Origin of the sequence: Ligilactobacillus ubinensis, assembly GCF_024160875.1 — a bacterium.
GTDB lineage: Bacteria > Bacillota > Bacilli > Lactobacillales > Lactobacillaceae > Ligilactobacillus > Ligilactobacillus ubinensis.
The window spans coordinates 1-261 of the sequence record NZ_JAIULA010000072.1 but is presented as its reverse complement, the minus strand read 5'-3'; the positions used below and the strand labels follow the sequence as shown (position 1 = coordinate 261).

Genomic DNA, 261 nt, shown 5'->3' with positions numbered 1-261 from the left:
GATCACCTCCTTTCTAAGGAAAATAACGGAAACCTACACAATTGTCGGAACTTTGTTTAGTTTTGAGAGATCTACTTGAATCAATTTATGGGCCTATAGCTCAGCTGGTTAGAGCGCACGCCTGATAAGCGTGAGGTCGATGGTTCGAGTCCATTTAGGCCCATTTTAAATCAAATAATCATTATGGGGCCTTAGCTCAGATGGGAGAGCACCTGCTTTGCAAGCAGGGGGTCATCGGTTCGATTCCGTTAGGCTCCATTT

Annotated in this window: 2 tRNA genes; both read left to right on the top strand. The window is 44.8% G+C overall.

The window, feature by feature from the left end:
* The first annotated feature begins 89 nt into the window (after positions 1-89).
* Positions 90-163: transfer RNA gene (locus LB941_RS12435), tRNA-Ile, on the top strand.
* 22 nt (positions 164-185) lie between these two features.
* A tRNA-Ala gene (locus LB941_RS12430) sits at positions 186-258 on the top strand.
* The last annotated feature ends 3 nt before the right edge of the window (positions 259-261 follow it).